Consider the following 24,567-nt stretch of genomic DNA (forward strand, 5'->3'; position numbering starts at 1 on the left):
GAAGGCTGGTTGAGCGAAACCTGGGAGCCGCCCAGACTGCCTCACTATCGTGGGCGCCCCGCGTCGGGATACCGGCGCGCCGCCGACGAGAGGAGCGCAGCATGATCAGTCGAGCCGACGTCACCGACCTCATCACCGCGACACCCGACCCGGGAGTGTCCATCCTCCTGCCGATGCACGTCACCGGCACCGAGACGACGCAGAACCCCATCCGATTCACCAACGCCCTGCGCGACGCGGAGAGCGAGCTCGCGCAGTCCGGGGTCGAGGGAGACACGATCGCGGAGCTCCTGGCGCCCGCGCGCGAGCTTCTCGACGACCACGACTTCTGGCAGCACCAGAGCGCGGGCCTCGCCGTCTTCGCGAGCGAGCAGGGAGCGCTGGTGCACCGCGTCCCGTACACCCTCGAGGAGCGGGTCGTCGTCGGGCAGCGATTCCACACCGCCCCCCTCCTGCCCCTCCTCGGCGAGAACGAGAGCGCGCTCGTGCTGACGGCCACCGCCTCGGGCGCGCATCTCTACCGGGCCACGCGCGACTCGCTCACCGAGCTGGATGCGGACCTGCCCGGCGGCGTCAGCGAGGACGCCGCGGAGAACGACTACGAGGCGCCAGCGCAGGCGAGCCCTCCCGCACGCCCCAACACGGGGTCGGCGAACATCAGCCGCGCCCAGGTCTACGGCGACGGCCCCCCGGAGTGGCGCGAGACCCGTCTCGACGACTTCGTGCAGAAGATCGCGAGCGAGCTGGAGCGCGCGACCGCCGCGGAGAAGCCCCCCGTCGTCCTCCTCGCCGGAGCCGACATCATCGGCCGACTGCGCTCGACCGGGCTGCTGACGGCGGACGTGGAGGTCAACCCCGACGTGCTCGATGAGGACGACGCCCTGCACGCACGGGCCTGGGAGGCGCTGCGGCCCGCGGCGGAGCAGAGCCTCCTCGAGCTTCTCGACCGCTACCGCTCCCTCGCCGGCTCCGGTGATGACCGCGCAGCGAGCCGCCCCGGCGCCGTGCGCGCTGCGGCGAGCGACGGCCGCGTGGAGACCCTCATCGTGCCGCGCTCGAGTCTCGACGAGCCGGACGAGAGCCTCGCCGAGCTCGTGGCCGACACGGTGAGCACGAGCGGCAGCATCCACCTCGTCGACGAGGAGGCCGGGATCGAGCATCCCGTCGCGATCCTGCGCTACTGAGTCGCGGCGAGCGCCGGGCCCGCGGGAGGCGCCGCGGGCCCACGGCGCGCGGCGATCTCGTTCTGTCCCCAGCGGATGCCCTTGAGCGCCGGATACACGGCCAGGAACACCCACGCGGGCACGCGCAGGGCCCGGTTGCGCACGTGGTGGTGGGTGTAGGTGCGGTCGAAGCGGCCCACGTACGAGTAGTAGTCGCGCGGGCTGTCGTCGATGCGCCGCGCCGACATGCCCGTGACCATCGTCGAGACGTAGACCGCCTTCAGCCCGCAGTCGTGCAGGTGCACCGAGATGTCGATGTCCTCGTGGAACAGATCCTCCTCGTCACGGCACACCTCCCCGCGGATGCGCTGCCACGCCGAGTCGCGCAGCGCCATGTTGCTGCCGAACACGAAGTGGTACTCCCTGGCGAGCATGAGCATCGCCCGCCGCAGGGTGTCGTCGGCCTTGAGGCCGAAGCGCCGCAGCGGCATGTCGTAGTAGATGACCGGCCCCGTGGCCGCCGCCACCGTCTCGTCGGCGAACGCCTTCTGCACCTCCTCGACCCACGTCGGCTCGAGCACCGAGTCGGCGTCGATGCGCCCGATCACCCGACCGGTCGCCGCGTCGAGACCGAGATTGCGCGTGGGCACGAGACCCTGCTCGTCAAACTGCTGCAGGTAGTGCAGTGGGGCATCCGGATGCTCGGCCTGCAGCTCGGCGACGATCTCCGCCGTGCGATCCGTCGACCGGTTGTCGACCACGATGATCTCGTGGGCGGGAGTGGTCTGCGCGAGCGCGGCGAGCACGCACGGCCCGATCGTGAGCTCCTCGTTGAACGCGGGAATGACGATCGAGACGGTGAGCGGTGCTGGGCCCGCCTCGGAGGGCGCGGGCGGTGGAGGTGCCGTCGTCACAGCGGAGCGCTCAGGAGCGCCACGGTCACGGTGCCGCCCTTCGTGTGCTGGCTGCCCAGCTCGCGGAAGCCGCGGCGACGGTGGAAGGCCATGCTGCCCGGGTTGGGCGGGTCGAGGTTGACCTCGCACGTGACCTCGGTGCGGCCCTGCTCGCGCGCGGTATCGAAGACGGCGTCGTAGAGGATCGCACCGAGCCCACGGCCGCGCTCCGACTCGGCGATAACGATGCGGTCCACGTAGAGGTGGTCGACCTCGCGCGACTCGAAGAAGCGGTAGTTCTCGCTCTCGTAGGCGGCACCGGGCGCGATGGCGAGCACGAAGCCCACGAGCTGCCCGTCGCGCTCGACACCGAGCGCGAGGGAGGAGAGCGCGATGAGGGAGGCGAGCTCGCGCGCCGGGGTGACCGGCACCGCGGGTGCAGCGGCATCGTTGAGGGGTTGCAGCGCGGCCGCGTCCGCGACGACGAGGGGTCGTACTCGGTGGCCTGTGGAGGCGTCGCTGCCGCGAAGAGTGGTCACGATCGGTCAGCGTAGCAATCACGGGGGCTGGCAAGCGTACGGTGCGCGCGGCGGCTCGCTCGCGAGACAGCGGAGGACGCTACTCTCTGCCCATGACTGAGACTCACTCCGGCTCTGCTGTCGACCTGCTCGTGATCGGCGGCGGCAGTGCCGGGATCGTCGCGGCCAAGACGGCCGCGCGCTTCGGAGCCGACGTGCTGCTCGTCGAGCGCGACCGGATGGGCGGGGACTGCCTGTGGACCGGCTGCGTGCCCTCCAAGTCGCTCATCGCCGCCGCGGACGCGGCGACGCGCGCCCGCTCGAGCGTCGAGCTCGGGGTGAGCGCGAGCAGCGTGACCGTCGACTTCGCCGCCGTCATGCGGCACGTGCGCGCGGCCATCAGCGTCATCGAGCCCACCGACGCCCCCGAGGCCCTCGGCGCCGTCGGAGCGCGCGTCGAGCGCGGATCAGCGCGCTTCGTCGGCCCTCGCGAGGCGGAGGTGGGCGGTCGGCGCATCCGGTTCGGTCAGGCGATCATCGCCACGGGCTCCGCCCCCGTCATGCCGGGCATCGAGGGGCTCGACCGGGTCGATGCGCTCACGAGCGAGACCGTGTGGGATATCGACGAGCTTCCGGCCCGGCTCCTCGTGCTCGGCGGCGGGGCGATCGGCTGCGAGCTCGCGCAGGCCTTCGCGCGACTCGGGTCGCACGTGACCCTCGTGCAGCGCAATGCGCGCCTGCTGCCGAAGGAGGACGAGTCCGCGTCGGCGATCGTCGCCGCCGCTCTGCGCACCGACGGCGTCGACGTGCTCACGGGTACCGAGCTCGAGTCGATCGACGCCGGGAGCGGCGGGGGCGGAACCGCGGCCCTCTCCACGGGCGCCACGGTGCCCTTCGACCGCATTCTCGTCGCTCTCGGGCGCACCCCGCGCGTCGGCGACCTCGACGTCGCCGCCGCGCACGTGCGCCTCGACGATCGGGGCTACGTCGCTGTCGACCATGCACTGCGCTCGAGCAATCGGCGCATCTGGGCCGCCGGCGATGTGACCGGGCTGCCCGCCTTCACCCACCTCGCCGGCGTCGGCGGCAGCACCGCCGCGACCAACGCCGTGCTCGGACTGCGTCGGCGAATCGACCGGGACGCCGTGCCGCGCGTGACCTTCACCCACCCCGAGGTCGCCGCCGTCGGCGTGCTGCCCGACGATGCGGCCTCGCAGGGGTGCACCGTGAGCGAGATCCAGCACGCGCACACCGACCGTGCGATCGCGGAAGGCCAGACGGGCGGCTACACGCGGCTCGTGATCGACCGCCGAGGTCGCGTGCGCGGCGCCACGATCGTGGGCCCCCGCGCGGGCGAGTCGATCGGCGAAGCCTGCCTCGCCGTGAGTGCTGGACTGACGTCGAGTGCGATCTCGCGCGCCACCCACCCCTACCCGACCTACAGCGACGCCCTGTGGAATGCCGCGATCGCCGACGTGCGATCGCGGCTCGAGTCTGGAGCACTCGCGACCGTCATCGGGGTGCTCGCGCGCGTGCGCCGCCTCGTGACGCGGTAGCCGCGCGGGCGCGAGCCGGGCATCCCGCCTCAGCGCAGGGCGCGGAAGCCCGCGATCATGCGCTGCACGGCGCTGACCGCCACGAGAGCCGCCCATCCGACCGCGATCGGCGCAGCCCAGAACGGCAGGATGAACCACAGGCTGTGCACGACGATCGTCTCGGTGCCCTCGGCGATGCGCCCGAGGAAGGAGAGCGAGCGGCCGTCGTCGATCGTGCGGCCCGTGCGCTCCGCGATCGACGAGAAGGCGAGGAACGCCGTGCCGTTGATGTAGTACGCGAACAGGACGAGCAGGAACGGCCACCACGGGGCGTTGTAGCCCGCCGTCGCGCCCACCGCGACGCCGACGACCGTCGCCCCATAGGCGACGAAGTCGGCGGTGATGTCGAGGAAGCCGCCGGCCTCGCTCTCACCCGCCCGGCCGTCCGCCTTGCGCAGGCGCGCGAGAGCGCCGTCGAGTCCGTCGACGACGCGCGAGACGAGCCACAGTGCGAGAGCCGCACCCCACCACTGCAGACCGGCCGCGACCGCCGCCGCGAGGCCGAGGGCGAGACCCGACATGGTGAGGCCGTTCGGTGAGATCCACCGACGATCGAGGCCACGCGCCATCGCATCGACGGGGCGGGCGAGCACGGCGCGCAGGGGTCGATCGAGCATCAGCGGCTCTCCTCCGGGTCAGCGGATGTCGACTCGGATGGCGTCGAGGTCGCAGGCAGATCGGCCCCGCGTCGACGTCGCACGCTCGCGAACACCGCGCCGGCGAGAGTCAGCGCGCCGAGCACGCCGATCGCCGTCCACGCGGGCCAGCCGAGCTCGAGCCCGTAGGCGCCGAGCGCGACGTAGGCGACGGTGCCGGGGATGATGCCGAAGGCGGTGCCGAGCGCGTAGTCGCGGCGCCGCACCGCCGTCAGACCTGCGCCGTAGTTGATCGCGGTGAACGGCAGCACGGGGATGAGCCGCACCCCGATCACGGCGAGGAGCCCTCGCCGGCGCAGCAGGTCGTCGAGCCGCGCGACGCGGGCGCCGGTGAAGCGCTCGACGGCGTCGCGGCCCAGACCCCGGCCGAGGGCGAAGGCCGCCGCCGCGCCGAGGAGCGCGCCCCCGTACACCGCGGCGAGCGCCCAGCCGAACCCGAAGGCGAGCCCTGCCGCCACGGAGAGCACGTTCTTCGGTGCCGGTGTGAGCGTGACCGCCGCGTAGAGCAGCGCGAACCCGACGCCGCCGACCACACCCAGCTCGGCCGTCCAGTCGCGCACAGCCTCGAGCTTCGGCAGCGGCACGAGAAACCCAACCGCGATCGCGACGGCCACGAATACCGCGAGAGTGATCGCGCGCACCAGGACGGCACCTCGACGAGCACTACCGTCGTCAGAGTCGCGCAATACCGGCAAACCGCTCATCACCAGTCAGTGTAGGAGCAGGCGAGGAGAGTGCCGTCTCCATCGACCCCGCCGCACCCTCCCCCACCTCCAAGGAGAATCGTGAACAGTCACCACCCCGCTCGCGCCGGTCTCGCCGCGAGCCTGACGCTCGGCCTCGTCGCCGCGCTCGCGGCCTGCTCGGCCGAGGCGGGCGCCTCGAGCGAGCAGAGCTACGAGAGCTGGGACGAGGTCGTCGCGGCGGCCGAAGGCCAGACCGTGAAGCTGTGGATGTACGGCGGAGACGAGCAGGGCAACGCCTACGTCAACGATGTGCTGGTGCCCGCGGCCGCCGAGCAGGGCGTGACGCTCGAGCAGGTTCCGATCGCCGACACTCCCGACGCGCTCAACCGCATCCTCAGCGAGGTGCAGGCGGGCGAGACCGATGGCGAAGTGGACCTCGTGTGGGTCAACGGCAACAACTTCGGCACGGGCAAGGAGGCGGGAGCCTGGGAGTGCGGCTGGACCGACCTTCTGCCCAACATGGCGCTCACCGACCCCGCCGACCCGCTGCTGCTCGACGACTTCGGCACCCCCGTCGACGGCTGCGAGGCTCCGTGGCACAAGGCGCAGTTCACCTTCGTGTACAACAGCGATACGGTCACCGACGTGCCGAGCACTCTCGACGAGCTGCTCGACTGGGCCCGCGCGAACCCGGGGCGCTTCACCTACCCCGCGCCGCCAGACTTCACCGGCTCGGTCTTCGTGCGCGAGGTTCTCTACAGCGTGAGCGGCGGCTACGAGAATGTGCCCCTCGCCTACAGCGAGGATGCCTTCGCCGAGCTCACTCCGACGCTCTACGACGAGCTCACCGACCTCGCACCCTCCCTGTGGCGCGGAGGCGAGACCTACCCGCAGAACTCGAACGAGCTCAACGAGCTCTTCGCGAACGGAGAGGTCGACTTCACGATGACCTACGGCCCGGCGACGCTCACCGAGCTCGTCGCCGACGGCACCTACCCCGCCGGCACGAAGGTGCTCACGCTCGACGAGGGCACCGTCGGCAACGCGAGCTTCCTCGGCCTCGCCTCGACCTCGGGCAGCAAGGCGGGTGCGATGGTCGTCGCGAACCTGGCGCTCTCGGTCGAGCAGCAGGTCGCCAAGGCCGAGCCGGATGTGTGGGGCCAGTTCACCGTGCTCGACCTCGACCAGCTCAGCGACGAGGAGCGTGCGCTGTTCGAGGCGCTGCCCTCGTCGCCCGTCGTGCCGAGCTACGACGTGCTGAGCGAGAACGCGAACCCCGAGCTCGCCGCCGCGTGGGTCACGCCGATCGACGAGGCGTGGCGCGCTCAGGTGCTCGCGCGGTAGGGACGACCATCACCGCGCTCGACAGGCAGGCGGCGGGAGTCTCCCCGAGAGGCTCCCGCCGCTGGTCGTCGATCGCGCTCGTGGCCCCCGCGGTGCTCATCGCGCTGTTCGTCGTGGGCGGCGGCATCGGCTTCTCCCTCGTGCAGAGCCTCGGCCTGCTCCCCCTCGTGGGCGAGGCATCGCTGAGCCTCGACGCCTACGTCGCCAACGGAGACGATCTCGCGCGGGGCATCGGCCTCTCGCTCGCGATCGCGACCGCGTCGACCGTGCTGTCGTGCATCATCGGCCTCACCGCCGCGCTCGTCATCACGCAGGGCCGCAGTACCGGCCGGCTCGTGGCGGGGCTCAGCGCCCTCACGATCCCCATTCCTCACCTCGTCGGCGCCGCATCCGTCGGTCTCCTGCTGAGTGACGCCGGCATCATCCCCCGCCTGTTCGGCATCCCGGGAACCGAGTGGCCCGCCATCGTGGGCGGAACCTGGTGGATCGCGGTCGTGCTCGAGTACACCTGGAAGGAGTCGGCGTTCGTCGCGCTCGTGGTCGCCGGGGTGCTCGCGAGCCGCGTCGCGCGCTACGACGAGACGGCGGCACTGCTGGGCGCATCCCGTGCCCGTCGCCTGCGCCACGTCGTCATCCCGCTCGCACGCCCCGCCGTCATCGTGAGCGCGATCATCATCTTCGTCTACACGCTGGGCTCCTACGAGGTCGCGTGGCTGCTCGGCCGCCCGTACCCCGAGCCGCTGCCCGTGCTCGCCTTCCGCCTGTTCACCTCGATCACGCTCACGGCGCGCCCCGAGGCGGCCGCCGTCGCGGTCGTGACGACGCTCATCTCCCTCGCCGTCGTGGCGCTCGGCATGGCGGCGCTGCGGCGCACGCCCCTGTGGAAGTAGGGCCGAGCGATGACGATGATGATCCCCTACGGCCAGCGCGTCACCCCCGACCGCCAGGCGACCTCGCGCGGCCTCATGCGCCCGCGCCCCGTCGGCCGCGCCGCGCGCATCATCCTGAGCGGGATGCTCGCCCTCTGGTTCGCGCTGCCCCTCGTGCCCCTGCTGCTGTGGTCGGTCGCGAACCGCTGGTCGTTCCCCGCCCCACTGCCGACCGAGTGGGGATTCGACGGGCTCGGCACGGCGCTCGCGCAGGGCGGGGTCGAGGCGTTCGGGCGCTCGCTGCTGCTGAGCCTCGCGGTCGCGGCCATCGCGACGCCCGTGGGGGCCATGGCGGCCCGCGCGCTCGCGGTGGGCTCGGTGCCGGCGCCGCGGCTCGTGAGCGGCATCCTGCTCGCCCCTCTCGCCCTGCCCGCCTTCGTCGCCGTCATGGGCCTCACCGTCGTGCTGCTGCGGATGCGCGTGCCCGCGGTCGTCGGCGTGCTCCTGCTGCTCGTCGCTGCGGCCCTTCCCTACACGGTGTACACGATGCGCGTCACCTACGCCGCGCACGACCTCGCCTTCGAGGAGGAGGCTCGCACCCTCGGCGCCTCGCGCTGGCAGGTTCTGTGGCGCGTGCACCTGCCGCTCGTCGCGCCGGGGTTCGCGCGAGCCGCCTTCCTCGCCTTCCTCGTCGGCTGGAGCGACTACGTCATCACGGTGCTCGTCGGCGGCGGCACGATCGTGACCCTGCCCTTCCTCGTGGGGTCGTTCGCCGCGGGGGTCGGCAACGATGCGATCGTCGCGGTGCTCTCCCTCAGCGCGATCGTGCCGCCGCTGCTGCTGCTGCTCGCGCTCGGCCGATTCGGCCGCCGATACGCGGGCGGCACCCGCACTCCGAGCGCCTCGCCGCTCGCCCGATCAGAGAAGGGCTTCCTGTGAGCGCCACGCTGCGCCTCGACGCGCTGACCAAGAGCTTCGACGGCCGCGCCAATGCCGTCGACGAAGTGTCGCTGACGGTGGAACCCGGCGAGTGCCTCGCCATTCTCGGCCCCTCCGGCTCGGGCAAGAGCAGCGTGCTGCGGGCCATCGCGGGTCTCGACTCGCCGACGAGCGGGCGCATCCTCGTCGACGGCACCGATGTCGCGGGTGTCGCGCCGGAGCGCCGCGGCATGGCCATGGTCTTCCAGCGACCCCTGCTCTTTCCGCACTTGAGCGTGCTCGACAACGTCGCGTTCGCCGCGACGGTCGCGGGCACTCCGCGGGGCGAGGCGAGAGAGTATGCGCGCCAGTTCCTGGCGCTCGTGCAGCTCGAGGGCTTCGGAAGCCGACCCGTCACGGCCCTCAGCGGTGGGCAGGAGCAGCGCGTCGCGCTCGCGCGCGCCCTCGCCGCACGGCCGCGCGTGCTGCTGCTCGATGAGCCGTTTAGCGCTCTCGACCCCGAGCTGCGGGCCGACATGCACGAGCTGCTGGGTCAGCTGCGCGAGCGCCTCAAGCCCACCGTCGTCATGGTCACGCACGATCGGGACGAAGCGGCGATCGTCGCCGACCGCGTCGCGCTCCTGCGCACGGGGCGGCTTCTGCAGCACGACACCGTCGAGCGGCTCTACACGCGGCCGGCATCCCTCGACGTCGCGCGCCTCATGGGCGGTCGTATCGAGGTGGCGGGTGTCGTGCGGGAGGGCGTGCACCGCTCGCCCCTCGGCAGCATCGAGGCACCCGCTGGGGAGTCGTGGGCGGAGGGCGGGGGCGTGCTCGTCGTGCGGCATGAGGCGGTGCACCTCGCCTCGCCCCCGGTTCCCGCGCCGCAGGGCATGACCGGGGTCACGGCTGTCGTGACGGCGCGGCACGCTCGGGGGCCGCGCGCGGCAATCGAGCTCGCGGTGGGCTCAGCGACGCTCGCCGCCGAGGTGCCCGCGAGTCGGCCTCTCACCATCGGCCAGGAGGTCGCCGCGCACATTCCGCGCTCAGCATGCACGGTGGTAACGCCGGTACCCGGGTAGCGGGAGACCGGCAGCTGCGCTACCAGCGCGAGGCCGGCTCCTTCATGAGCTCGTCGACGCGGCCGTTCGAGATGCCGGTCGCGGCGTTGTTCTTCGCCGCCTTGTCCTTGGGCTCGAGAGGCAGCAGCTTGCGCAGGCCGATGTTCTCGATCGGGTCGAGAACCGAGTGCTGCGTGCACGCCGGCACGAGCTCGCCCGTCTCGGGGTGGCTCATGGCGTACATGCACGAGCCGAGGCGCTCCTGAGTCTCGAGCAGCTTCGGGTCCTCCGCCACAATGCCCTTCTTCATCATCTCCCACGCCGGCTTGACCTGCTCGGCGTCCATGAAGTTGTGCACGACGAAGGTCTTGAAGCTCACCTTGCCCTTGCGCGCGGCGCGCAGGACGGCGCGCAGGCCACCGGCGCGGCGCAGGATGCGCGTCATGAGACCGACGAGCGGGGGGAGGTCTTGCGGGTGGCTCAGAACCGCACGCATGACTTTGACGGTGAGCGCCCAGCGGGGGATGTCGCCGAAGATCATGCCGCCGTAGTGCTTCAGGAAGCGATCGCGCGCCGCGATGTCCTTGGGCTCATCGGCGTCGAGCACGCTCGCGAACCGGTTCTCGACCATGACGCCGACCGTGTGGCGGTTGCAGCGCGGGTCGCCGAACTGCACGGCCTTGTGCGGCAGCTCCTGCCCGACACCGGCCTCGATGCGCTCCCACACGGCGTCGATCGTGACCTCTTCGAAGTTCTCCTTCCAGCGGCGGTCGTCGCCGATGAAGGCGGCCGGCTGGAACGACATCATGTCGTAGGGCATCTGCAGCACGTCGCGCGTGACCTCCTCGACCTCGTCGAGGTTGGTGGGCGTCACGGTCATGTTGTGCGCGAGGTAGGAGTCGACCTTGTGCTGCTTCTTGAGGTCGAGGAACATCTGCGCGAACTTCTCGCGGAACGGGTTCAGCTCGGCCTCGTTCTTGGGGCGCACGGCGCCGGTGCGTCCGCGCATGAGCGAGTCGAAGTGCGCGGCGAACGACACCTTCTTGAAGGCGGGCTTTCCGGTCTCGTCGAGGACGACGTCGAGCAGGTACTGGTAGTCGAAGTCGCCGTGCGTCATCGACATGGGCTCGCGGCCGACGGCGCGCATGGCCTGCAGCGCCGCACGGTGGTCCTCGGGCGCGAGCAGGCTCACCTCGCCGCCGATGAGCTGGGCGTGCGCGCGGGGGCCGCGGATCTCGCGCAGGTAGTTCATCTGCTTCGTGACCTCGGTAACGGTGTGATTGCCGTCGATGCGCACCTTGTTCGCGTCGGCCGAGTGGTAGCACGGCGAGCACGTCAGGTTGCACTTGGGGAAGACGCCGTGCGTGCCCTCGCAGCCGACGGCGCACTTGCCGAGAAGTTGCTCCGGCGTGCGGGCGTGCTCCGGCAGCTCTGCCCAGCGCTTGTCGAGGGCCCGCCGAGTGTCCGGGTGGATCGGGCGCGTCTCCAGCTCGATGCGACGGGCGAATGAAACCAGTGACATGGGGGCTCCTCGTGCAATCGGTCGGCGGTGGCCTGACTGTGACGCGCTCGCGCCAGTCTATGCACGGGGTATTCGGAGCGGTCCCTTCCGCAGGTTGGTACCGCACGAGATCTGGTGAGACGCCTGCTATCCAGCCGCCCGATTGGCGCGCAACCACGGGAGCGGACTGATTTTGACTCCGTCGAGTTCTAGCTCGAAATGCAAGTTCGGTGCGGTCGTCACACCCGTGGAACCCAGCAGGCCGATCACGTCTCCGCCCCGTACGTCGTCGCCGACTTGATAGGGATTCGAATCCTCGATCAGGTGAGCGTAGAGGCTCACGACGCGCTGCCCATTGACGACATGCTCGATCGTCATCCAATACCCCAGGCTACCGGCGATGCCTGCGGGAGTACCGACCTCTGTCACCACGCCGTCTGCCATGGCTCGAATCTCCGTTCCATAGGACAGAGCCCAGTCCACTCCGCGGTGATTCGTCGAGCACGCCCCGCAGGCTGCCTCACGGAGGCCGAACCCACTCGACACAGCAAAGTCACCCACGGGGTACATGATCGGCGGCCGAACATCCATCGTGATCTCCTCCCGCTCGAGCAGGGGCATCGTCGCCAGCTCGCTCGGCTCGAAGGTCTGCTCGGGAGGCGCAGCGGCAGCCCTCTCCTCGCTCGAGGTCGCGGCGATCGCCGTCATGCCGGTCGGCAGGACGGCCGCGGTGGCGACGATCACGGCGGCGGCGGCCAGCAGCCGGTGCCGAAAGCGATAGGGGTCGAGGTGCGCAGTGCGCACGGCAGAGACGTAGAGCGAGTGGAGCATAAGAGGTATCGGCAATCTTGGTGGCGGCCATCGGGGCCGGGGACACGGTCGGTGCACGTCGTTGCGCAACTGCTCCTCGGTAGGGAGCCGGAGGTCATCGTGACGGGCCCGGCGGATCATTCACACCGGGAGCACTCGCTCCTCGCCGACCCATCTGGTCGACCCTCCACGGTACGACGCGAACATGGGAAACCCCTGATCGGGGCACCCAGACAGTGTTCGCTAGACGAATGCCGCGCCGAAGAGGAGGCCGAGAAGATAGGTCACGGCCGCCGCGCCGTAGCCGATCGCGAGCTGCCGCAAGGCGCGCTTGCCGGGCGAGGCGCCCGAGAGCACCCCGACGATCCCACCGGTGAGCAGGAGCGCGGCGCCGACGAGGACCGCCGCGGTGAGAACCGCGATGATGCCCTCCAGGCCCACGAGATACGGGATGACGGGGATGACCGCCCCAGACGCGAAAAACGCGAAGCTCGACCCGGCAGCACCCCACGCCGACCCCACTGCCTCGTGCTCGTCGACAGGCGCCGCGGGGCCGAGCCGCTCACGCCGGCCTGCGCCCGTCGCGCCGATGACGGCCGCCGCCCGCGCTTCGGCATCCGCTTCGCTCATGCCGCGCGCTCGATAGACGAGCGCCAGCTCGTTCGCGTCGACGTCGAGATCGGCGACCGCCGTGTGCGCATCAGGGTCGGGGGTGGAGGCCGCGAGCAGTTCGCGCTGCGAGCGCACCGACACGAACTCGCCCGCCGCCATGGAGAGTGCACCCGCCAGGAGCCCCGCGAGGCCCGTGAACAGTACCGTCCCGGTCGCCACGCCCGTCGCTCCGATGCCGAGCACGAGTGCCAGGTTGCTCACGAGGCCGTCGTTCGCGCCGAACACCGCTGCCCGGAAGGAACCGGCCAGCCGTTGCCGCCCGCGCGCCGCGAGCCCGCGCACCACCTCGCCGTGGATGCGCTCGTCGGCGGCCATCGCGGGCGTGGCATCGGCATCCCGCTCATAGGGCGACCGCGACTCGGCACGCTGAGCGAGGGCGAGCACGAAGACGCTGCCGAATCGGCGCGCGAAGAAGGCGAGGATGCGCGTGCGCACCGAGACTGCGGGCACGCGCGCGGCATGCGGGCCCAAGAGCTCGAGCCAGTGCGCCTCATGGCGACCCTCGGCGTCGGCGAGCGCCAGAAGAATAGCGCGCTCCTCCCCCTCACGACGTACCGCGAGGTCGCGGTAGACGGCGGCTTCGGCGCGCTCATCGGCCAGATAGCGTCGCCACCGGCGGATCTCGGCGGGGCGCGGCGCAGGGTCGGTCATCCGGTCATCCTGCCAGCGGCCTCCCTCGCTCCGCAGTTCGGCGGCCCGAAAGCCCCATCACGAGGTAGATCACGCGAGGGCGGCTACCAGCCCCACGTGCCGGGCGCGCCCTTGAACGGCCCGACGATGCTCGCCGTGATCCAGCCGCCGTAGAAGTCGCCCTCCTGCGCCTGCACGACCTCGCCGTCGACGGTGCAGCGGTCCATGCGGCCCGGGTACACCGAGACGAAGCCCCCGATCGACTCGAAGCCAGGGCTCGGGCTCGCGTAGTACCAGGCGCTGCGCGGCGCAGACTCCGTGCCGCTCACGACGTCGTAGTACTGCGCGCGGCCCTTGAACTCGCAGAACGAGGTGCCCTCGGCCGGCACGAGAGAACCTTCGACGAAGTCCCCCGGCGGCAGGTAGAACGCGGGCGGATGGCTCGTCTCGAGCACGCGCACCGCTCGCGTCGACTCGGCAATAGTGCGGCCGCCGAATTCGACGGTCACGCGGGCGTGCACGGGTTCGACGCGGGGTGGGCGCGGGTAGTCCCAGACGGACTCCTGGCCGGGCCCGGGCTTCTGGCGCTGAGGTCGAGGCATGTCAGAACCCGAAATCGCCGAAGTCGCCGAACCCGCCGCCCGCATCACCGAACGCATCGGCACCCGGGTCGGCGTCGGCGCCGGCACCCGCATCTGCACCAGCATCGGTGAGCCCTGCGTCGACCGGCGGCAGGAAGGCGCTCACGATCGCCGAGCCGATGACATAGCCCGCGACCGTGCCGAGCAGCGAGGCCCCGAGCATCTGGCCGAACCCTGGGCCGGCGAGCGAGCGTTCCATCGTGCCAGGCTGCCGCAGCTCAGATCGGGTGGCCGACTGCGCGAGCGACTGGGGGTCGTCGGCGCGAGGCGCATCCCCCGCCGGCGCGTTCTCGGTGAGCTGCGCGAAGACGAGGCGGCGCTGCTCGGGGGTGAGCTTCGCGAAGGCCTCGGCGTGCACCTGCTCGATCGCCTCGGGAGGCGCCGTCTCGAGCAGGTAGCGATAGCGCTCGACGGCGCGCTCATCGTCGCCGCGAACGCCGCGCGGGGCGTCGTCGCGGGCCTGCGGTTCCGGCGTGGGGGCGCCGAACAGTCGGTCGAAGAAACTCATGGGTCCTCCCGAGGGTGCGATGAGCCCCACGCTACGGCGCGACGATAGGGAGGGGCTGAGTGACAGCCCGGTAACAACTCGGTGAAGGATGTTCTCGCGTGCACCTTTGTGCACTACTGTGAGCCATGAAGTTGATACGCCTCGGCGATCCGAAACATGCAGTGTTACAGCAGCAGGTTGCTCTCGTATAGAGCAGGATTCATGAGTGGTTCGACTGGTGGTTTCGACAGTCGAAACTCCGTGAGCAACAAGGAGTCAGTAAATGACGACAGGCACTGTTAAGTGGTTCAACGCCGAAAAGGGTTTCGGCTTCATCACCCCCGATGACGGAAGCGCCGACGTGTTCGCGCACTTCTCCGCCATCCAGTCGAGCGGCTACCGCTCGCTCGACGAGAACCAGAAGGTCGAGTTCGACGTCGCGCAGGGCCCCAAGGGTCTGCAGGCTGAGAACATCCGCCCCATCTAGTTCGACCCCTTGCGTCTCGGCGGGCTTGCTCGCCGATGACTGAACGACAGCCGCCTCCCGACGACGTGGGGCGGCTTTCGTCGTTCCTGGGCCTGCTCAGTCCTGGGCCACGAAGTCGATGAGCTCCTCGACGCGGCCGAGCAGCGCCGGCTCCAGGTCGGCGAAGCCGCGCACGCTGCCGCGGATGCGCCGCCACGCCGCCGCGCGGTCCGCCGCCGAGTCGTGCGGCCAGCCGAGGGCACGGCACGTGCCCGTCTTCCAGTCGACGCCGCGCGGAACATCCGGCCACGCCGCGATGCCCACTCGCTCGGGCTTCACCGCCTGCCACACGTCGATGAACGGGTGGCCGACGACGTGCACACTGCTCGCCGCCGCGCGGCCGAGGCTCGCGAGCACCTCGCGCGCGAGCCGCTCCTCCTTCGAGCCGGTCACCCAGTGGTCGACGAGCACTCCCACCCGGCGCCCGGCGCCCGGCGCGAACTCGCGCAGCCGGTCACTGAGGTGGTCGACGCCCTCGAGGTACTCGACGACGATGCCCTCCACACGCAGGTCGTCGCCCCACACCTGCTCGACGAGCTCGGCGTCGTGGCGCCCCTCGACCCAGATGCGGCTCGCGCGCGCCACGCGCGCGGGTGCATCCTCGACGGCGAACGACCCGCTCGCCGTGCGCTGACGGGCGACCGGTGCGGTGCGCGCGACCGGTGGAACGAGGATGACCGGCTCTCCCTCGACGAGGAAGCCGCCGCCCAGGGGAAACGCCCGCACCCTCCCCCGGCGATCCTCGAGGTGCACGTTGGCGGCGTCGACGAGCACGACGGCGCCGACGAATCCGCTGCCCTCCAGACCGTCGTCCGGCAGCTCCACGACGAGGTCGCGCTCGGCCGGCACCTCGGGCACGATGCGGCGCCCGACCGAGCGCCAGTCGCCGGAGAGCACGTCATTGCCGTATCGATCGCCGTGAGTCACGACGCGACTGTACGGGGCGTCGCGGGCGGCCGGGCCGCTCCACGCCGATATCGCTACAGTGGGCTCGTCGAGGGGAGATCACCAGGATGCGCGCTGCCGCACTGTTCCGCTGGGGGCTCACGTGCCTCCTGCTCGTGCCGTTCACGCTCCTCGCCTGGTGGGTGCTGCCCGTCGGCGCCGCGCTCGGCTGGGTCGCGCTCGCGCTCATCCTGCTCGGCGGTGCGCTCAACCTCGCGGCCGTCGCCCGCGGACTGCGCGGCCTGAGCCCTCGCGAGCTCGACGGCGCGAGCGGGCCAGAGAGCACGCCGCTCGAGCCGCGGCAGCGCATCCTGTACCCCTTCGAGCCGGAACCGCTGCCCGACCCCGCCGTACGCCGTCGCATCGGGTCGGGCGCCGCGCTCGCGCTGCTCGGCCTCATCGCCTTCGGCGCGTGGACGCTCGCGGTCGAGCAGCCGCTCGCGATCGCGCAAGGCCAGCTCACCCTCGAGGAGACCTATGCGGCGTGGGGTGACGTGTCGCAGACCGGATTCTTCGTGGCCCTGACGATCTGGGTACTGCTGGGGCTCGTTCTCGCGGGCGGCCTCGCCGTGCTCGGCCGCCTCGACGGGCCTACCCTCGAGCGCGTCCTCGCCCCGCGGCGGTTCCTCGCGCTCGCGGCGATCGTCGGCAGCGTCATCGTCACCGCTGCCTTCGCGCCCTACATCGGCGTCGGCATCGGTCTGCCCGACGATCTGCCGTTCCCCGCGTTCGGGGTGCAGAGCCCCGGCTCGACGGCGTTCGGGATGCTCGGCTTCGCGCTGAGCGCCACCGCGATCCTGCTCACCGTGCCGTCCTGGCGTCCGCGCACCCGCTGACGCCCGGCGCACCCCGCCTTCTCGCCCGCGCCCATGGCTGCGCGGGTTGACACGCGCTCGGTTGTCTGGTTAGTTACTTGAGTAAGTAACCAGCACACGAGCCGCTGAGGCTCAGCGACCGAGGGGAGGTGCCCATGGACGACAGTCGCCCGATCTTCCGGCAGCTCGCCGAGCAGATCGAGAACCAGATCATCGACGGCTCGCTCGTCGAGGGCGCGCAAGTGCCGTCGATCAACGAGTACGCCGCCTTCCATCGCATCAATCCCGCCACCGCTCTCAAGGGCATCACCCTGCTCGTCGACGCCGGCGTGCTCTACAAGCGCCGCGGCATCGGCATGTTCGTGGCCGAGGGCGCTCGCTCCACCCTCATCGCAGACCGCCGCACGACGTTTCGCGACGACTTCCTGCGCCCCCTCCTCGCGGAGGCCCGAGCACTCGGCATCAGCGCCGAGGAGCTCGCCGACATGATTCGAAAGGACACCACCCCATGACCCCCGCCCCTGAGTCCCCCGCAGTGCAGGCCCGCGGCCTCACCAAGCGCTACGGCTCGCTCGCGGCCGTCGACGACGCGACGTTCACTACGCCCAAGAACACCATCACGGGCCTCCTCGGCCGCAACGGCGCCGGCAAGACGACGCTCATGCGCCTCATCACCGGCCAGGAGTTCCCCACGAGCGGCACCGTGCGGCTCTTCGGCGCCCCGCCCGTGGAGAACGCTGCCGTGCTGCAGCACACGTGCTTCATCTCGGAGGCCCAGCGCTACCCCGATGAGTTCCGCATCAAGCACGTGCTCGCGGGCGCCCCGCGCTTCTTCGCCCACTGGGATGCCGGCTTCGCCGACGACCTCGTCGAGGAATTCCGCCTTACGCCGAAGCAGCGCATCAAGAAGCTCTCCCGCGGGCAGCGCTCCGCCATCGGCGTCATCGTGGGGCTCGCCTCGCGCGCACCGCTCACGATCTTCGACGAGCCGTACCTGGGCCTGGATGCTGTGGCTCGGCAGATCTTCTACGACCGCCTCCTCGCCGACTACAGCGAGAACCCCCGCACGGTCATTCTGTCCACGCACCTCATCGACGAGGTCAGCCAGCTTCTCGAGCACGCCCTCGTCATCGACGCCGGCCGCATCGTCATCGACGCACCCGTCGAGGAGCTGCGCTCGAGTGCCGCGACCGTGAGCGGCACGACCGAGGCCGTCGAGCGCTTCATCGCCGGCCGCGAGGTCGCCCACCGCGAGCAGCTCGGCGGGCTCTTGAGCGCCACCGTCGCGGCCGTGGACGACGCCGACCGCGCCGCCGCCCGCACTGCCGGCCTCGAGGTCGGGCCCGTCTCGCTGCAGCAGCTCATCGTGCGGCGCACGGGCGGCTTCACCACCCCATCCACCACCACCACCACGCACGAGGAGGCGACGGCATGACCGCGCTCACCGCAGACAGCCTGCCCACGACGGCGCGACCGCTCGGGCGCCGGATCTCGACGATCATGCTCCTGCAGCTCACGAACCCCATGACCCTCATCGGGTGGCCGCTCATGATCCTGGGCTTCATCTACGTGCTCAACCTCGCCATCTACGGCCTCATCTCGACGGCGACAGAGGGCGCCTCCGCAGTCGGCGTCAACGGCGGCGTCGGGTTCATCTGGGTCTACACGCTCGTCATGGCCGTGCAGAGCGTCAACCAGACCTTCCCGCTGGCCCTCGGTTTCGGCGCTACCCGGCGCGACTACCTCCTCGGCACCGGTGCGCTCTTCACCCTGCTCTCCGCCGGCTACGCCGCGCTCATCGCCACGCTCGCCATGGCGGAGCGCGCCGTCGACTACTGGGGCATCGGCCTGCGATTCTTCGACACGTCGCCCGACTTCTCCTGGTTCGAGCTCTTCCTCGGCACCCTGCTCATCCTGCTGCTCTTCGCGTCCATCGGTGCGGCGACCGCGTCGGTCTACGTGCGCTGGAAGGCCACGGGCATGTACGTCTTCTGGGCAGGACTCGTCGTCCTCCTCGTCGCCGTGGGCTTCCTCCTCACCTGGACCGAGTCATGGGGGGCGGTAGGCGACTTCTTCGCCACGGCCGGCGTGCTCGGCACCCTCGCGTGGAGCCTCGTCATCACGGCTCTCGGTGCCATCGCCGCCTACCTCATCCTGCGGAGGGCGACGCCCACGAACACCTAGTTCGGAGCGGCTACTCGCTGAGCGTCAGCAGGCCCGTGACGAGCAGCTCGCGCACCTGCGGCAGCAGCTGCTCGCGCAGCTCGCCCTCGTCCACCTCGAGCAGGTGGGCGAGGGCGCTCGCGATCTCTCCGACGCTCAGGCCGCCATCGCTCGCACCGACGAAGCCGGCAAGCGCAGCATCCGCCTCGATCTCCCGAGCCAGCCCACCGCCCTGACGCAGCCGGATGACGGTCGGGCCCTCGGCGCCCGGCCAGTAGTGGCGCTCCTCCGTCACATCGCCCGCGACCGCGCAGCGCAGCTCGGCGAGCGCCGCATCGTCGAGAGGCGCGAGACGATCGTGCATCGCGAAGCCCGCGAGCAGGGTGTCGCCGAGACCCGCCGAGGCGTCGGGCCGGGGCGACGCCACGACCTCCGTGCGGCGCAGGGTCGCCGTGCCGGGAGCCGGATGCCGCAGCACGAGGTACCCGAACCCGACGCCCACGACGCCGCGCGCCGCGAAGTCGTCGATCCACTCCCCCGCCAGGCGCTCGAACTCGGGCGTGCCCGCGCGCGTGCCACCGTCGCGGATCCAGGTGGCGGCGTACTCGGCGGGCGACTGGCGCTCGCGCTCGATGACCCAGCCGTCGAGGCCCGCCAGCTCGAGCCAGCGGGCGACGCGAGACAGGCCATCCTCGTCGTCGCGATACTCCCAGTTGCCGAGAAGGTGCGCTGTGCCGCCCGGCACGAGGTGGTCGGCCGCGCCGCGCACGACCTCCTCGACGATCCCGTCGCCCACGCGACCGCCGTCGCGGTACTCGTAGAGCGGCACGCCCTCGCGGCGCGGCGTGATGACGAACGGCGGGTTGCTCACGATGCGGTCGAACCGCTCCCCCGTCACCGGCACGTAGAGATCGCCGTGCCGCAGCTCGACCGTGTCGACCGCGGAGAGCGCGAACGTCGCGCCCGCCAGTTCGAGGGCGCGCGGCGAGACGTCCGTGGCGACGACCCGCTCGGCTCCGCGCGCCGCGAAAAGGCTCTGCACGCCGCAGCCCGTGCCCAGGTCGAGCACCGACCCGACGGGCGTCGTGGGCTGCAGGCCCGCGAGCGTGAGCGAGGCTCCACCCACGCCGAGCACGTGGCCGGGCGGCAGAGCACCGCCGAGCGCGTGCTCGTCGAGGTCGGAGACGATCCACCACTCGGCCGCGCCGGCGCTGTCGAGCGCGGTGAGCGGGCCGACGTCGACTCGCGCTCGCCCGGCCTCGTCGACGAGCCCGAGCGCGCTCGCCCCCTCGACGCCGAGAGCGGGGAACGCCGCGGCGAGCTCCGGGCCGGTGAGCTCGTCGTGCAGGCGGAACAACCGCGCGAGCAGGGCGACAGGCTCGGGGCCCGCCGCGCGCGCCTTCCGCAGCGCCAGCACGCGATCACCGCGGTGCAGTGCGGCATCGGCGTCGGGCCCCCACAGCTGCTGCACCCGGTCGACGGTGTAGACGGCGGTCAGGAGGTCGGCGCGCAGGCGGGTCAGGAGGTCGGATTCCACGACACCATCCAACCGTGAACAGCGCCCCGCCCGGCACCCGCCGGGAATCTCCTCCGTACGGGAATAGTCCGAGCATCCATGCGATTGCATAGATCGGTCGGCCTGCAGCGCACGCTCGACGGACGACCGGAACGATCACCGACACGACATTGAAGGAGCACCCCACCGCATGACTACTCTCACCGCCGACGCGATCCCCGGCTACGTCGCAGGAACCTGGACCATCGACGCCTCGCACTCCGAGATCGGCTTCAGCGTTCGCCACCTCGCGATCAGCAAGGTGCGCGGCACCTTCGAGCAGTTCGACGCGACCGTCACCGCGGCCGAGAACCCGCTCGAGTCGAGCGTCGTCGTGAGCGTCGACATCGCGTCGATCAACACCAAGAACGCCGACCGCGACGCCCACCTGCGCAGCAACGACTTCTTCGCGCCCGAGCAGTACCCGACCATGGAGTTCCGCTCGACGGGCATCCGCACCGAGGGCGACGAGCTGAAGCTCGACGGCGAGCTCACCCTGCGCGGCGTGACCAAGCCGATCACCTTCACGGGCGAGTTCGGCGGCATCGCGAAGGACCCGTGGGGCAACATCGTCGCCGCCGCGAACGGTCACGCGGTCATCAACCGCCACGACTTCGGCGTGAGCTGGAACGCTCCCCTCGAGGCCGGCGGCTTCCTCCTCGGCGACGAGGTGACGATCACGATCGACGCGCAGTTCCAGCTGCAGTCCTGATCGAGAGGGATGCGGGGCGCTGAGCGCCCCGACACCTCGCCCTGCAGAACGGGGCGGCCCCACCGGGGGCCGCCCCGTTCTGCGTTCAGGTGCCGTCGACTGCGTGTCGTACGCTGTCGAATGATGAGAGAACTGACTGCCGAGCAGATTCGCGGCTCGATCGTGAACGCGACCGAGGCCGAGATCGCGAGAATGCCGCTGCCCGGTCTGTACGAGACCCTGTGGGACGAGCGGGAGTACCTCGGCTGGCGCGACCCCGACGGCTTGCCGCGCGGCTACATCGTGCACTGGGTCGACGACCGCCCGGTCGGGTTCATGGTGCGCGCCGCCTCGTCGACCCTGCGCCCCGGCATCGGGGCCATGTGCTCGTTCTGCCACACCCCGCAGCCCTCGACGCAGGTGCTCATGTTCAGCGCGCCCAAGGGCGGTGCCGCGGGCCGCGACGGCAACACCATCGGCACCTACCTGTGCGCCGATCTGGCGTGCTCGATGATGATCAGGATGCTGCCCGCCACGAGCGAGCTCACCCTCAGCCGCAGCGAGGTCGTCGCGCGCCGCAGCGCCGGTCTCACCGAGCGTCTGCAGCGCTTCACGACCAACCTGCTCAAGACGGCCTGACCGCACTCCCGGCGCTCTGCGCCGATAATGAGGCATGACCTCTGACGCTTGCTCTCGCCGTCGCCCCGCCAGCCGGCGCACCCGCCGCGTGCGGGCCGTCGGAGTCGGCGCCCTCGGAGCACTGCTCCTCGTCATCATCGGCTTCCTCCTCTGGGCCAACAGCCCGTACCAGGCAGAGCGCGAGGCGACGCTCGAGGTGTTCCGCAACGGCGGTATTCAGGTCGCCGCCGTCGACGAGGGCATCCTCATGACTCCGATCGCCGACTCGATCGCCCTCCCCGAGAGCCCCGCCGGCCTCGTCTTCGTCCCCGGCGCCCGCGTCGACGCCTACGCGTACCTCTACCAGCTCAGCGGCATCGTGGAGGAGCAGGGCGTCACGATGCTCATCACCGAGCCGGCGCTCAACCTCGCGTTCTTCGACACGCGCGAGCTCGACGACCTCACGACAGCCGCGCCCGACGTGGAGCGCTGGTTCGTCGGGGGCCACTCGCTCGGGGGCGTGCGTGCCTGCATGATGGCGGCCGACTCCGAGGCGGAGGGTCTCGTGCTGCTCGGCAGCTACTGCGCCAACGACCTGAGCGAGAGCGAGCTCACGGTGCTGAGCATCGCTGCCGAGAACGACGGCCTCACCGAGCTCGACACCATCGCCGAGTCTGCCGCGCGGCTGCCCGACACCGCGCGGTTTGAGGTCATCGAGGGCGCCAACCATGCCGCGTTCGGTGACTACGGGCCGCAGTCCGGCGACGGGGAGCGCTCGATCACGAGCGAGCAGATGCGCGAGCAGCTCACCGCACTGCTCGTCGAGCTTCTGCGCTAGCGCGCGCTCGCGCTACTCGCGGCTGCCGAGAATGTGGAACGGGATCGCGAGCGAGAGCGCGATCGACAGGATGCCCGTGAAGAACATGATCGCCTTGAACTCGTCCGGCACCGCGAAGGCGTAGGCGAACAGCAGGAACGAGGCGAAGAAGAGCGCAAGCGAGGCGATCACGACGGTGATTTTCATGGTGTCGCCATTCTGCCAGGTCGCAGGCGATTCAGGCCTCAGGCTTCGGCGGGTGTGACCGGGGCGGGTGCGGCGGTGGCCGCATCCCCGTCGCCCCTCTCGCCGTCGCCGCCCTGCTGCTCGGCCGACTTGTTGCGGAAGGCGTGCGCGATCGCCCACCACACAAGGGCTCCGAGCAGGATGCCCCCCACGAGCGCGAACACCGGTGTCAGCAGCACGGGGCCGGCGACGGGCGAGTCGGTCACGGCCGTGGCGAGCCACACGTACAGCCAGAACAGGCCGATGTCGAGCACGGCCGTGATGCCGAGCGAGGCCCACGTGACCGCCCACGGTTTGCGCTGACCGGTCAGGCGCAGCAGCCAGACGCTCACGATGACGGCGAGCAGCACGAGCACGAGGCTGCCGATGAGCATCGCGATGAGCACCCAGAAGAGGATGTCGGCGCCCACGCCGAGCGAGTTGAACAAGCTCGGTACGGCCTCGCTGCCGATCGCGTCGCCGATGACGTCGACGAGGTTGCCGAACAGTGCCGCTGCCGCGAGACCCGCGAGCGACATGCCGAAGCCGAACCAGCCGGTCTGGAACATCGTGTGCGCCACAGCGCCGGCGATGAGGCTGCTGGAGAACTGGGTGCGGGTCATCGGCGAGTTCGCCATGAGTGCTCCTGAGGGTGGGGAGAGGGGTGTCGAAGCGCAACCCGTGCGCTCTAGAGTTCAGCCTATGCAGAAGCGGGCGATTCTTCTCGGCGGATCCGGTCAGATCGGCACAGCCGCCGCCCGCACCCTCCTCACGCACGGCTGGGACGTCACGGTCGCGCACCGCGGCGAGCGCCCGAGCACCGTCGAGGGCGTGCGCACCCTCACCCTGGACCGCGAGGATGCGGCGGCTGCGCGCTCCGCCGCCTCCGGCGCCGACCTCGTTCTCGACTGCGTCGCCTACACCGCCGAGCACGCGGAGACGTACGCGCCCCTCGCGGGCGATGTGGGGTCGCTCGTCGTCATCTCCACGGCGTCCGTCTACGCGGGGATCGACGGCTCCTCACCCGACGACGCGACCGGGGTCGACGACTTTCCCACTTACCCCGTGCCGATCACCGAGGACCACCCCACCGTCGGCGAGGCGGGCCCCGGCGCGCGCACCGGCTACTCGGCCGGCAAGGCCGCGCTCGAGCGCGCCCTGCTCGCGATCGACGCACTGCCCGTGACGATCCTGCGCCCCGGCGCCATCCACGGCCCCGAGTCGCCGGCGCTGCGCGAGTGGTACTTCCTCGGTCGCGCGCTCGATGGTCGCGACCGCGTGCCGCTCGCCTACCGCGGGGAGAGCAGGTTCTCGACATCGGCGACGGTGAACATCGCCGAGCTCGTGCGGCTCGCGGCCGAGCATCCGGGCCAGCGGGTTCTCAACGCCGTCGACGACCCGGTGCCCACGGCGCTCGAGATCGGGCAGGACGTCTTCGCCCACGTCGGCCACACCGCCGAATTCGATCTGCTCGCGGGGCCCCCCGTCGACGGCGTCGGCGCGCACCCGTGGGCGGCGCCGAACCCCATGGTGCTGTCGATGCAGGCAGCGCGCGAGCAGCTCGGCTACGAGCCCCTCGGCACGCACCGGTCGACGATCGGCTCTGCGCTCGACTGGATGCTCGCGCGCGTCGCGGAGGGCGACTGGCGCGAGCTCTTCCCCGGGCTCGCGCGGTACGGCGCCGAACACTGGTTCGACTACGCCGCCGAGGATCGCGCGCTCGGCGTCTGACTGCGCTCCCCGCCGATACTGCGCTCCCAGCCAACAC

Annotated in this window: 28 protein-coding genes; 15 read left to right on the forward strand and 13 right to left on the reverse strand. The window is 71.0% G+C overall.

Annotation, left to right across the window (positions count from 1 at the left end; genetic code table 11):
- Window positions 1–101 precede the first annotated feature (101 nt).
- On the forward strand, window positions 102–1,184 hold the full coding sequence (locus tag HUJ41_RS08760; protein WP_179872250.1) for a baeRF3 domain-containing protein: 1,083 nt from the start codon (window positions 102–104) through the stop codon (window positions 1,182–1,184).
- Here HUJ41_RS08760 and HUJ41_RS08765 read toward each other — a convergent pair.
- Both HUJ41_RS08765 and HUJ41_RS08770 read right to left on the reverse strand, forming a co-directional pair.
- A complete protein-coding gene (locus HUJ41_RS08765; RefSeq protein ID WP_179872251.1) occupies window positions 1,178–2,077 on the reverse strand; it encodes a glycosyltransferase family 2 protein in 900 nt (299 codons plus the stop codon). The two genes, HUJ41_RS08760 and HUJ41_RS08765, sit on opposite strands and share 7 nt — an antisense overlap.
- Entirely contained in the window at window positions 2,074–2,595 is a 522-nt protein-coding gene (locus HUJ41_RS08770; protein WP_179872252.1) for a GNAT family N-acetyltransferase, read from the reverse strand. The genes HUJ41_RS08765 and HUJ41_RS08770 overlap by 4 nt, the downstream gene beginning before the upstream one ends.
- A gap of 92 nt (window positions 2,596–2,687) precedes the next feature.
- Between HUJ41_RS08770 and HUJ41_RS12870 the strand changes: the two genes are divergently transcribed.
- On the forward strand, window positions 2,688–4,130 hold the full coding sequence (locus HUJ41_RS12870) for a dihydrolipoyl dehydrogenase family protein (protein ID WP_179872253.1): 1,443 nt from the start codon (window positions 2,688–2,690) through the stop codon (window positions 4,128–4,130).
- Window positions 4,131–4,159: 29 nt separating this feature from the next.
- Here the strand turns inward: HUJ41_RS12870 and HUJ41_RS08780 are convergent, their stop codons facing one another.
- Both HUJ41_RS08780 and HUJ41_RS08785 read right to left on the reverse strand, forming a co-directional pair.
- Window positions 4,160–4,786: a CDP-alcohol phosphatidyltransferase family protein gene (locus HUJ41_RS08780; protein ID WP_179872254.1), complete on the reverse strand. Its 627-nt coding sequence runs from the start codon at window positions 4,784–4,786 to the stop codon at window positions 4,160–4,162.
- Complete coding sequence (locus HUJ41_RS08785) at window positions 4,786–5,529, reverse strand: TVP38/TMEM64 family protein (RefSeq protein WP_179872255.1); 744 nt, start codon at window positions 5,527–5,529, stop codon at window positions 4,786–4,788. The genes HUJ41_RS08780 and HUJ41_RS08785 overlap by 1 nt, the downstream gene beginning before the upstream one ends.
- Window positions 5,530–5,610: 81 nt before the next feature.
- On the opposite strand from HUJ41_RS08785, the gene HUJ41_RS08790 reads away from it, so the two are divergent.
- From HUJ41_RS08790 to HUJ41_RS08805, 4 genes are read left to right on the forward strand one after another with little or no spacing between them, the layout of a single operon-like run.
- Window positions 5,611–6,855, forward strand: coding sequence for an ABC transporter substrate-binding protein (locus HUJ41_RS08790; RefSeq protein WP_218925596.1), 1,245 nt, complete (start codon window positions 5,611–5,613; stop codon window positions 6,853–6,855).
- Window positions 6,828–7,745 carry an ABC transporter permease gene (locus tag HUJ41_RS08795; protein WP_246299198.1) on the forward strand — a complete coding sequence of 306 codons (918 nt, stop codon included), beginning with the start codon at window positions 6,828–6,830 and terminating at the stop codon, window positions 7,743–7,745. The genes HUJ41_RS08790 and HUJ41_RS08795 overlap by 28 nt, the downstream gene beginning before the upstream one ends.
- 9 nt (window positions 7,746–7,754) lie before the next feature.
- A complete protein-coding gene (locus tag HUJ41_RS08800; RefSeq protein WP_218925597.1) occupies window positions 7,755–8,663 on the forward strand; it encodes an ABC transporter permease in 909 nt (302 codons plus the stop codon).
- Window positions 8,660–9,724: an ABC transporter ATP-binding protein gene (locus HUJ41_RS08805; RefSeq protein WP_179872256.1), complete on the forward strand. Its 1,065-nt coding sequence runs from the start codon at window positions 8,660–8,662 to the stop codon at window positions 9,722–9,724. The genes HUJ41_RS08800 and HUJ41_RS08805 overlap by 4 nt, the downstream gene beginning before the upstream one ends.
- Window positions 9,725–9,743: 19 nt before the next feature.
- On the opposite strand, the gene HUJ41_RS08810 is transcribed toward HUJ41_RS08805, so the two are convergent.
- The 5 genes from HUJ41_RS08810 to HUJ41_RS12785 form a co-directional block, all read right to left on the reverse strand.
- The gene (locus HUJ41_RS08810; RefSeq protein WP_179872257.1) at window positions 9,744–11,225 is read right to left on the reverse strand and encodes a radical SAM domain-containing protein; all 1,482 of its coding nucleotides are present in this window, start codon (window positions 11,223–11,225) and stop codon (window positions 9,744–9,746) included.
- 126 nt (window positions 11,226–11,351) lie between these two features.
- Entirely contained in the window at window positions 11,352–12,035 is a 684-nt protein-coding gene (locus HUJ41_RS08815) for a M23 family metallopeptidase (RefSeq protein ID WP_165638052.1), read from the reverse strand.
- A 222-nt stretch (window positions 12,036–12,257) separates the two neighbouring features.
- The gene (locus tag HUJ41_RS08820) at window positions 12,258–13,337 is read right to left on the reverse strand and encodes a VIT1/CCC1 transporter family protein (protein WP_152583242.1); all 1,080 of its coding nucleotides are present in this window, start codon (window positions 13,335–13,337) and stop codon (window positions 12,258–12,260) included.
- 83 nt (window positions 13,338–13,420) lie between these two features.
- Window positions 13,421–13,918, reverse strand: a complete 498-nt coding sequence (locus HUJ41_RS08825; RefSeq protein ID WP_152583241.1) for a DUF427 domain-containing protein — start codon at window positions 13,916–13,918, stop codon at window positions 13,421–13,423.
- 1 nt (window position 13,919) lies between these two features.
- The gene (locus tag HUJ41_RS12785; protein WP_224744427.1) at window positions 13,920–14,465 is read right to left on the reverse strand and encodes a hypothetical protein; all 546 of its coding nucleotides are present in this window, start codon (window positions 14,463–14,465) and stop codon (window positions 13,920–13,922) included.
- Between the two features lie 262 nt (window positions 14,466–14,727).
- Between HUJ41_RS12785 and HUJ41_RS08835 the strand changes: the two genes are divergently transcribed.
- Entirely contained in the window at window positions 14,728–14,931 is a 204-nt protein-coding gene (locus HUJ41_RS08835) for a cold-shock protein (RefSeq protein WP_152583240.1), read from the forward strand.
- A 96-nt stretch (window positions 14,932–15,027) separates the two neighbouring features.
- Here HUJ41_RS08835 and HUJ41_RS08840 read toward each other — a convergent pair whose 3' ends face one another.
- Complete coding sequence (locus HUJ41_RS08840) at window positions 15,028–15,897, reverse strand: DUF3097 family protein (RefSeq protein ID WP_179872258.1); 870 nt, start codon at window positions 15,895–15,897, stop codon at window positions 15,028–15,030.
- An 86-nt stretch (window positions 15,898–15,983) separates the two neighbouring features.
- On the opposite strand from HUJ41_RS08840, the gene HUJ41_RS08845 reads away from it, so the two are divergent.
- The 4 genes from HUJ41_RS08845 to HUJ41_RS08860 all read left to right on the forward strand — a co-directional run bounded on the left by HUJ41_RS08845 (window position 15,984) and on the right by HUJ41_RS08860 (window position 18,914).
- A complete protein-coding gene (locus tag HUJ41_RS08845; RefSeq protein ID WP_179872259.1) occupies window positions 15,984–16,751 on the forward strand; it encodes a hypothetical protein in 768 nt (255 codons plus the stop codon).
- A 134-nt stretch (window positions 16,752–16,885) separates the two neighbouring features.
- Complete coding sequence (locus HUJ41_RS08850) at window positions 16,886–17,242, forward strand: GntR family transcriptional regulator (RefSeq protein WP_179872260.1); 357 nt, start codon at window positions 16,886–16,888, stop codon at window positions 17,240–17,242.
- Window positions 17,239–18,165, forward strand: a complete 927-nt coding sequence (locus tag HUJ41_RS08855) for an ABC transporter ATP-binding protein (RefSeq protein ID WP_179872261.1) — start codon at window positions 17,239–17,241, stop codon at window positions 18,163–18,165. The genes HUJ41_RS08850 and HUJ41_RS08855 overlap by 4 nt, the downstream gene beginning before the upstream one ends.
- Window positions 18,162–18,914, forward strand: coding sequence for an ABC transporter permease (locus HUJ41_RS08860; RefSeq protein WP_179872262.1), 753 nt, complete (start codon window positions 18,162–18,164; stop codon window positions 18,912–18,914). Before HUJ41_RS08855 ends, HUJ41_RS08860 begins: the two co-directional genes overlap by 4 nt.
- Window positions 18,915–18,924: 10 nt before the next feature.
- Here the strand turns inward: HUJ41_RS08860 and HUJ41_RS08865 are convergent, their stop codons facing one another.
- Window positions 18,925–20,430, reverse strand: coding sequence for a DUF7059 domain-containing protein (locus tag HUJ41_RS08865; RefSeq protein ID WP_246299199.1), 1,506 nt, complete (start codon window positions 20,428–20,430; stop codon window positions 18,925–18,927).
- A 169-nt stretch (window positions 20,431–20,599) separates the two neighbouring features.
- Between HUJ41_RS08865 and HUJ41_RS08870 the strand changes: the two genes are divergently transcribed.
- The 3 genes from HUJ41_RS08870 to HUJ41_RS08880 all read left to right on the forward strand — a co-directional run bounded on the left by HUJ41_RS08870 (window position 20,600) and on the right by HUJ41_RS08880 (window position 22,595).
- Window positions 20,600–21,160, forward strand: coding sequence for a YceI family protein (locus HUJ41_RS08870; RefSeq protein ID WP_179872264.1), 561 nt, complete (start codon window positions 20,600–20,602; stop codon window positions 21,158–21,160).
- Window positions 21,161–21,283: 123 nt separating this feature from the next.
- Window positions 21,284–21,778 carry an FBP domain-containing protein gene (locus tag HUJ41_RS08875; protein WP_179872265.1) on the forward strand — a complete coding sequence of 165 codons (495 nt, stop codon included), beginning with the start codon at window positions 21,284–21,286 and terminating at the stop codon, window positions 21,776–21,778.
- Between the two features lie 34 nt (window positions 21,779–21,812).
- Entirely contained in the window at window positions 21,813–22,595 is a 783-nt protein-coding gene (locus HUJ41_RS08880; RefSeq protein WP_179872266.1) for an alpha/beta hydrolase, read from the forward strand.
- 12 nt (window positions 22,596–22,607) lie between these two features.
- Here the strand turns inward: HUJ41_RS08880 and HUJ41_RS08885 are convergent, their stop codons facing one another.
- Together HUJ41_RS08885 and HUJ41_RS08890 are read right to left on the reverse strand one after the other, a co-directional pair.
- On the reverse strand, window positions 22,608–22,781 hold the full coding sequence (locus HUJ41_RS08885) for a hypothetical protein (RefSeq protein ID WP_165638050.1): 174 nt from the start codon (window positions 22,779–22,781) through the stop codon (window positions 22,608–22,610).
- A gap of 38 nt (window positions 22,782–22,819) precedes the next feature.
- Window positions 22,820–23,437, reverse strand: coding sequence for a hypothetical protein (locus HUJ41_RS08890; RefSeq protein ID WP_179872267.1), 618 nt, complete (start codon window positions 23,435–23,437; stop codon window positions 22,820–22,822).
- 64 nt (window positions 23,438–23,501) lie between these two features.
- Here HUJ41_RS08890 and HUJ41_RS08895 point away from each other — a divergent pair, with 64 nt between their 5' ends.
- Complete coding sequence (locus tag HUJ41_RS08895; protein WP_179872268.1) at window positions 23,502–24,530, forward strand: NAD-dependent epimerase/dehydratase family protein; 1,029 nt, start codon at window positions 23,502–23,504, stop codon at window positions 24,528–24,530.
- Window positions 24,531–24,567: the final 37 nt, after the last annotated feature.

This window comes from Microcella indica, assembly GCF_013414345.1.
In the GTDB taxonomy this organism is placed as follows: domain Bacteria; phylum Actinomycetota; class Actinomycetes; order Actinomycetales; family Microbacteriaceae; genus Microcella; species Microcella indica.

Bases quoted from the DNA above. Each gene is read 5' to 3' on its own strand.
- HUJ41_RS08760 (WP_179872250.1), top strand. From the start codon at position 102: ATGATCAGTCGAGCCGACGTCACCGACCTCATCACCGCGACACCCGAC.
- HUJ41_RS12870 (WP_179872253.1), top strand. From the start codon at position 2,688: ATGACTGAGACTCACTCCGGCTCTGCTGTCGACCTGCTCGTGATCGGC.
- HUJ41_RS08780 (WP_179872254.1), bottom strand. From the start codon at position 4,786: ATGCTCGATCGACCCCTGCGCGCCGTGCTCGCCCGCCCCGTCGATGCG.
- HUJ41_RS08785 (WP_179872255.1), bottom strand. From the start codon at position 5,529: ATGAGCGGTTTGCCGGTATTGCGCGACTCTGACGACGGTAGTGCTCGT.
- HUJ41_RS08800 (WP_218925597.1), top strand. From the start codon at position 7,755: ATGACGATGATGATCCCCTACGGCCAGCGCGTCACCCCCGACCGCCAG.
- HUJ41_RS08810 (WP_179872257.1), bottom strand. From the start codon at position 11,225: ATGTCACTGGTTTCATTCGCCCGTCGCATCGAGCTGGAGACGCGCCCG.
- HUJ41_RS08815 (WP_165638052.1), bottom strand. From the start codon at position 12,035: ATGCTCCACTCGCTCTACGTCTCTGCCGTGCGCACTGCGCACCTCGAC.
- HUJ41_RS08820 (WP_152583242.1), bottom strand. From the start codon at position 13,337: ATGACCGACCCTGCGCCGCGCCCCGCCGAGATCCGCCGGTGGCGACGC.
- HUJ41_RS08825 (WP_152583241.1), bottom strand. From the start codon at position 13,918: ATGCCTCGACCTCAGCGCCAGAAGCCCGGGCCCGGCCAGGAGTCCGTC.
- HUJ41_RS12785 (WP_224744427.1), bottom strand. From the start codon at position 14,465: ATGAGTTTCTTCGACCGACTGTTCGGCGCCCCCACGCCGGAACCGCAG.
- HUJ41_RS08835 (WP_152583240.1), top strand. From the start codon at position 14,728: ATGACGACAGGCACTGTTAAGTGGTTCAACGCCGAAAAGGGTTTCGGC.
- HUJ41_RS08845 (WP_179872259.1), top strand. From the start codon at position 15,984: ATGCGCGCTGCCGCACTGTTCCGCTGGGGGCTCACGTGCCTCCTGCTC.
- HUJ41_RS08850 (WP_179872260.1), top strand. From the start codon at position 16,886: ATGGACGACAGTCGCCCGATCTTCCGGCAGCTCGCCGAGCAGATCGAG.
- HUJ41_RS08855 (WP_179872261.1), top strand. From the start codon at position 17,239: ATGACCCCCGCCCCTGAGTCCCCCGCAGTGCAGGCCCGCGGCCTCACC.
- HUJ41_RS08860 (WP_179872262.1), top strand. From the start codon at position 18,162: ATGACCGCGCTCACCGCAGACAGCCTGCCCACGACGGCGCGACCGCTC.
- HUJ41_RS08870 (WP_179872264.1), top strand. From the start codon at position 20,600: ATGACTACTCTCACCGCCGACGCGATCCCCGGCTACGTCGCAGGAACC.
- HUJ41_RS08875 (WP_179872265.1), top strand. From the start codon at position 21,284: ATGAGAGAACTGACTGCCGAGCAGATTCGCGGCTCGATCGTGAACGCG.
- HUJ41_RS08880 (WP_179872266.1), top strand. From the start codon at position 21,813: ATGACCTCTGACGCTTGCTCTCGCCGTCGCCCCGCCAGCCGGCGCACC.
- HUJ41_RS08885 (WP_165638050.1), bottom strand. From the start codon at position 22,781: ATGAAAATCACCGTCGTGATCGCCTCGCTTGCGCTCTTCTTCGCCTCG.
- HUJ41_RS08890 (WP_179872267.1), bottom strand. From the start codon at position 23,437: ATGGCGAACTCGCCGATGACCCGCACCCAGTTCTCCAGCAGCCTCATC.
- HUJ41_RS08895 (WP_179872268.1), top strand. From the start codon at position 23,502: ATGCAGAAGCGGGCGATTCTTCTCGGCGGATCCGGTCAGATCGGCACA.